The sequence below is a fragment of the Parafilimonas terrae genome (genome assembly GCF_900115755.1).
Lineage (GTDB): Bacteria > Bacteroidota > Bacteroidia > Chitinophagales > Chitinophagaceae > Parafilimonas > Parafilimonas terrae.
Genome location: NZ_FOXQ01000025.1, coordinates 1 through 6,622 on the forward strand (window position 1 = coordinate 1; position 6,622 = coordinate 6,622).

General features: G+C 37.7%; 5 protein-coding genes. All 5 read left to right on the forward strand.

Translation table 11 applies throughout. From position 1 onward, the window contains the following. Positions 1 to 461: 461 nt before the first annotated feature. The 5 genes from BM015_RS21010 to BM015_RS21030 all read left to right on the forward strand — a co-directional run bounded on the left by BM015_RS21010 (position 462) and on the right by BM015_RS21030 (position 6,570). Complete coding sequence (locus BM015_RS21010) at positions 462 to 902, forward strand: very short patch repair endonuclease (protein WP_090663294.1); 441 nt, start codon at positions 462 to 464, stop codon at positions 900 to 902. Positions 903 to 992: 90 nt separating this feature from the next. Further along, on the forward strand, positions 993 to 1,295 hold the full coding sequence (locus BM015_RS21015; RefSeq protein ID WP_090663296.1) for a helix-turn-helix domain-containing protein: 303 nt from the start codon (positions 993 to 995) through the stop codon (positions 1,293 to 1,295). 3 nt (positions 1,296 to 1,298) lie between these two features. Next, positions 1,299 to 2,591 (forward strand): DNA cytosine methyltransferase, encoded by a 1,293-nt coding sequence (locus BM015_RS21020; protein ID WP_090663298.1) that lies wholly within the window; start codon positions 1,299 to 1,301, stop codon positions 2,589 to 2,591. Next, positions 2,588 to 3,628 (forward strand): DNA cytosine methyltransferase, encoded by a 1,041-nt coding sequence (locus tag BM015_RS21025; protein ID WP_090663300.1) that lies wholly within the window; start codon positions 2,588 to 2,590, stop codon positions 3,626 to 3,628. The genes BM015_RS21020 and BM015_RS21025 overlap by 4 nt, the downstream gene beginning before the upstream one ends. Then, complete coding sequence (locus BM015_RS21030; protein ID WP_090663302.1) at positions 3,625 to 6,570, forward strand: type ISP restriction/modification enzyme; 2,946 nt, start codon at positions 3,625 to 3,627, stop codon at positions 6,568 to 6,570. The genes BM015_RS21025 and BM015_RS21030 overlap by 4 nt, the downstream gene beginning before the upstream one ends. The last annotated feature ends 52 nt before the right edge of the window (positions 6,571 to 6,622 follow it).

The following is a 6,622-nucleotide window of genomic DNA, read 5'->3' on the forward strand; positions in this document are numbered from 1 at the left end:
TTCCGGCGATTTTTTTTCGTTGCCATATTTATTCTTTTTTGATGAGGGCTAAAGTTACGGATAGTGCGGAAGGCTTCCGTAGGTTTAGTTCAACAGTATATTTGCGCTATATGGGCAGTAGCATTAACTTAATCATCTGTGCTACTAATTTACTTTTTTGTTTGGTTGAGCAGATGTTCTCCGATGTCCCATACAGACGCAAATATACAAAACGTTGTATGTCACCCTATTGGGACACTGCATTCCAGTTTACACATCTCATAACTTTGCCACCCAACCCCACGCTATTTTTAGCACATTGCAAGGCGCACAAAACCACGACTAAAATCCAACCTTGCAAAGAGCTAAAAATGCCAACGCACAGCCCCGCCCACCCCGGCTGACGTAATTTTATTTGGCTTGACATTCAAACGTCATCTGAAAACCAATTTTAAGCAGGCGTTTCATTATTTTCACAACCAATGGCAGATGTTTTTACAAAAAAGAAACGAAGTGACGTAATGAGCAAGATTCGGGCAAAAAATACAAAGCCTGAGTTATTGGTTCGGCAATTTCTATTTTCAAAAGGATTTAGATACAGACTACATCAAAGCGCTTTGCCAGGAAAGCCCGACATTGTCTTAAAGAAATATAAAACGATAATATTTGTTAACGGCTGCTTTTGGCATGGTCATAAAAACTGTGAAAAATCCATTCTCCCTACATCTAATATTGAATTTTGGAAAGGAAAAATTCAAGCCAATATAGAACGGGATAGAAAGTCTAAGCGTTCTCTCAAAAAACTTGGATGGTCTGTATTGACTATTTGGGAATGCGACATTAAAAATAAAGCAACTCTTAGTAAGACTATGAACAAACTAGTGAAATATCTAAATGATATCAAGCCAGAATCAAACTACTAACAAATGTGGATAAAAATGCCAAATTTTTTAGCAATTATTTAGACTGTCTACGCTATTTTTGACAATATCTGTCAAAACAAACATTGTCTTATGGAAACATTTGGTGATAAAATCAGGTTTGCAAGAGAACAGAGTTCCCTGTTTCTCCGGCATGTTGCTGCTGAGTTGGACATCGACCAAGCAATCGTCAGCAAATTTGAACGAGGTGAACGCAAACCGACAAGAGAACAGGTATTGAAGTTCGCCAAGTTTTACAAACTCAACAAAGACGATTTGCTTGTTGCATGGTTAAGCGACAAAGTAACTTACGAAATCGGTGACGAGACCCTTGCCTGCGAAGCATTGAAAGTAGCCGAAGAAAAAATCAAGTATGTCCAAAAAACTAAAGCGTAGAAGATGCAGCAACAAACAATCAACGGAAAACTAAACACAGTAAACGGCACGGCTGATAAAAACCAAGAGCAGTTCAAAGAAAAGTTTTACGCAGGCGTAAAACTTTTGAAAAGCTGGAAACCGAAAGAAGCAAACACCGAAGGAGAGATTGATGTTTTGGATTTCTTTTCAGGTTGCGGAGGAATGTCTTTGGGCTTTGCTGCAATTTCGCAAAAGACAAACTTGTTCAACATCATCGGTGGAGTTGACCTTAGTGAATTCGCTTTGAAATCTTTTGAAAAAAACTACAAAGCGAAAACTTTACGAAAAGACATCAGAGAAATTTATCTCAACAAAGAACAACAGCAAATCAAAGATTACTTTGGAATAAAAGAGAAAAGAAAAAAACCTTTGGTGATAATCGGTTGTGCTCCTTGTCAAGGTTTTTCAGCTCACCAAAAACGATACGGACATACACACGATGAAAGAAATACATTGATTGGTGCTTTTGCTGAAGTGGTTGTTTCGTTTGAACCCGATTACATCGTCATGGAAAATGTTCCTGAAATTTTAGGCGATAAGTATTCTCAACACTATCAGGAAGCAAAAGAAATTTTTGAAAGCAAGGGTTACAAAATTTCGCAGACAATTTTCAATTCGGCAGGTTTCGGTGTTCCGCAAGCTCGATACAGAGCAGTAATTGTAGCATCAAAAAATAATTTCTCACTTCCTTTGGAACTTCTAATGCCTGATGAATATGCAACAGTAAAAGATGCAATCGGAGATTTACCGAAAGTAAATGCCGGAGAAATTTTTAAAGGTGACCCCTACCATAGAAGTGCGTCACACAAGAAAAGCACAATTGACACTATTTCAAAAGTTCCGAAGAACGGTGGAAGCAGACCGAAAGGAGTTGGACCTAAATGTTTGGATAAGGTCAACGGGTTTTATGATGTATATGGAAGATTGAGTTGGGAAAAACCTTCAATCACAATCACGCAGTATTCAAGAAATCCGGCAAGCGGAAGATTTACTCATCCCGTTCAGAACAGAGGATTGACAATAAGGGAAGCCGCAAGAATTCAAAGCTTTCCTGACGGTTTTGAATTTGAAGGAAACCTTGATGAGTGTTTTAAACAAATCGGTGAAGCTGTTCCTCCATTGCTTTCGCTAGCGATAGCAACACAAATTGCAATTGATTATTCATCATCCAAAAATGGAATTGCAGTAAAGAGAATTAACGGAAACGGTTTGCATCAAAACGGAAACATTAACGGACACACAACACTAAAGACAAAGAAATCAGTTTTTGCATGAGATATACTTGTATTGACAGTTTTTCGGGAGCAGGCGGTTTGAGTTTAGGATTATCAAAAGCAGGATTTGAAATCTTGTTCAGTTTTGACATTGATGAACTTTCAATCAAAACTCAAAAACTAAACACAAAGTATTTCAATCATGAAGCGGTTTGTGCCGACATCACTCAACTCAATTCCAAACAACTGATGAAACAACTTGGAATTAAGAAAGGAGAACTGACTTTATTCGCAGGTGGACCACCATGCCAGGGCTTTTCAATCCAAAGAATCGGAGAAGATTCTGACGATAGAAACAATTTGGTTTTTGAGTTCATGAAAAAGGTTGTTGACTTTCTTCCAAAGTTTTTCCTGATGGAAAATGTTCCGGGCATTGCGGGAAAAAGAGGAAAGGAGATTTTAGAAGAAGCACTTGATTATGCAGAGCAAAATGGCTACGCGATTCACAGACAAATTTTGGATGCACAGGATTATGGAGTTCCACAAAGGAGAAAAAGATTAATCATTATCGGAGAACGGAAGTTGAATGGAAAATTGAAATTCCAATTTCCAAAGGCAAGCACAAAAAAGATAACGGTAAGAGAAGTAATCTCCAAGCTTCCAAAGCCACCGGCAGATGGAAAAGAACATGAGAAAATTTCTCTCCATCGCAGCGACAAACTTTCTAAAGTCAATCTTGAAAGAATAAAATATTTGAAACCCGGTCAAGGCAGAGAATTTCTTCCTGAAAATCTTTTGGCTGATTGTCACAAGATTGATTCAAGTGTTATCGGGCACAGAAATGTTTACGGAAGAATGAGCTGGGATAAAGTTGCACCGACAATCACAGCAAGGTTTGACAGTTTCACAAGAGGTTTGTTCGGACATCCTGAACAACACAGAACGATTTCACTTCGTGAGGGTGCGTTGCTTCAAACTTTTCCGATGGACTTCGATTTTTGCGGAAACAAGGTTGATGTAGCAAGACAAATAGGAAACGCAGTTCCGCCAAAACTGGCTTTCGAAATCGGCAAAAAAATTATTCAAAGCATAGTATGACATTTCAGCAAATAACGGAACAATATTTCAAGGAACTGAAGAAAGAATTTTCAGTCGGCACAGCTACCAAAGAAGCAACCGATGAACTTTCATACAGAATGAGTTTGGATGGTTTTTTCAAAAAAGTGGCAGAGAAAATTGATAAGAAGATAGACAGAATTCACGAACCGAGAAATCAAGGCAAACTTGGAAGACCTGATTGGAGATTTCACAATTCCGATTCAATGGGAGTTTACGGATATGTGGAAGCGAAAGGACTTGACCAGAAGAAAGAAATAAAAGTGAGTGATTATGAAAGTCAGGTAGAACGCTATTTGGTTTTGGAAAATCCGGTGATACTCACAGATGGAATTGATTTCGTTTTATTCACTTCCAATGGGAAGAAGAAAACCTTTTCACTTTGCAGCAAGCCGATAAATTGGGAGAAGCCGGAATTGAATTTGGAAGTTGAAGTTTTATTCAAAACATTTTTCAAGAAAGCAGGATACAGAAAGGTAACTGAAAACCAATTGGTAAATGAAGTTGCAAAACGAGCAAGAAGTTTATCGGATGAATTGCTTGAACTTTTGGAACTTGAAGATGATGAAGGCGAAACAAAAGCAGAGAGAACTACAATCAAACTTTTGAAAGAATTAAAAAGCACAGCAGAGCAAAGTCATGACAAATCTTTGATTGACGAAAAAGCGTTTGCAGGTTTCATTGCACAGATTCTTTCTTTTGGTTTGTTGTATGCTCATCGTGTTGTTGATAAGGCGGCAAAGAATCCGAAAGACAAGTATGAAAAGATTCACAACTTTTGGTTCTCTGTAATGGAGGAAGAATATTCCGACAAACTCATTCCATTTAAAACATTGGTGAACGAATTAAAATCGGAACTTGATTCGGAATTGAGCAGGTTAGGTATTTGGTATGATGACCTGAGAAGATTATTGGCTCACATTCAATTAAAAGATGAACAAATTGAACAACCCGACTTTCACGAATTGTATGAAACCTTTCTAAGTGTTTACGACCCTGAAACACGGTTTGATTACGGAGCATATTACACTCCAAGGTCATTGGCATTCTACACGGTTAATTTAGTGAAAGCGGTAATCGGAAGAACGTTACCGAATCTGAAATTTGAAACAACAAAGCACAAAGTCATTGACCCTTGTTGCGGAACTGGAACATTCATTGAAGCAATGCTTGAAAGGTTTAATCTTCGGTCCAATTCAAGCATAATCGGTTTTGAAATTCTTCCTGCACCTTATGCACTTGCACATTATCGCATGACAATGTTGGGTGAAAAATATCCCGACAACATCAAAATTATTTTGACAAACACACTTAGCGATAATCTTTTTGAAGAAGTGCAGATAAAAAAAGGCGAAACGGAAATTAGTGCTTTGCTTCTTCACGAACAGCAGATGGCGTATCAACTTGCAAATCCACCGTTGACAATTATTGTAGGTAATCCTCCTTCTTCCGATTCAGCATTTCAAGTTGCTAACGAAGGTGAGATGATTAAAGAAATGATGGAGGATTTCAGACCTGATGCTTCACAGAGAAAAGGAAGACAAAACATTCAGAAACAAATTACAAACGAGTTTGCAAAATTTTTGCGTTGGACAATTGACAGAGCTGAGAAAAGTATTCCTTCTGTTTTTGCTCTCATACTTCCATCTGGATTTGCAAAATACAATTCATACAAGTTTGCGAGAAGGTATTTGACTGAAAAAGTTTCTGAGTTATGGGTGCTTGAATTTGATACCGACAACAGAACCGGAGCGGAAGCGTCTAATATTTTCAAAACTTTACAAGGACGACTTGTTTTGGTTGGAGTTCTAAAAACAGAGGCAAACAAGAAAATCAAAATCAGCTACAAAAATATTTGCAATCTGAGCCGACAACAAAAGTCTGACTTCTTTAATTCGGAAGTTTCGCTTTCTGACTGGACTTTGATAGAAAACCTGGATGAAAATTATTCATTCAAACCTGCAAGCGATTATGATGCTGAACTGTATAATCAGTTTTGGAAATTGACCACAGAGAATGATGAAGGAATTTTCCTGCGGCATTGTTCAAGTTTGAAATTAGCACCGACACATTTACTTGTGCATTCCTCCGAAGGTCAATTAAAGAGAAGGTCAAAGTTCATTTCGAAAACTGAAAACAATTATGCAACGATAAAGGAGAAATGGTATTCGGGTCAACAGAAGCCGCCACCTGCTGCAAAGATTAATGATGCAGTAAAAAATAAATTAGAGAAAGCGGTAGCAGCACAGAACATTTTCAAATATTCTTATCGTCCGTTTTTAGAGTCGTATGTTTTGCTTGACGATAATCTTTTGGATGAATTGGGGAAAACAAAAGGCGGTGGAATGCGTGACAGACCGGAAATAAGAGCAGCTTACAAAAACAAAAATGTTTTCGGATTTGCTGTTGCACCTGCACCCGAAGATTTAGGACAATCACTTCATAAGTTTTCTTCCTTCTGTTGGAATGTTCCTGACAATGACCTTTCAACGAGAGGCAATGCTCACATCTTCTGCAATTACTTTCCCGAATACAAAACGAAGAAGAAGTGGGATTCAAAAGTGAAGACAAATATCAACCCTAATCTGCTTTCAACTTTATCAAAAGAGTTTGGAATCAAAGAAGATAAGTTGATTACCCTTCTCACATTTTACTGCTACGCTATTTTGAGTTCGGATTTTTACCTTGAACAGTTCAAAGGAAAACTTTACAATGTTGCCGGAGAATGGGCAAGCATTCCGATTACGACAAACAAAGATTTATTCAGAGCTGTTGCAGATTTCGGAAAACACCTTGCGGATATTGAAGCAGGTGATTTTAAAATCATAACGGTGAAGGATGATTTGACAGAGTTGGTGTATTATAAAACCAAAATTGAGACTGTAGGCTTCCCATTTTCAGTACGAATCAAAAGTAGATTTTAAATCAGTTGATTGAATATTATTATTAGTATTATAACCGGATGTGGTAATGTGG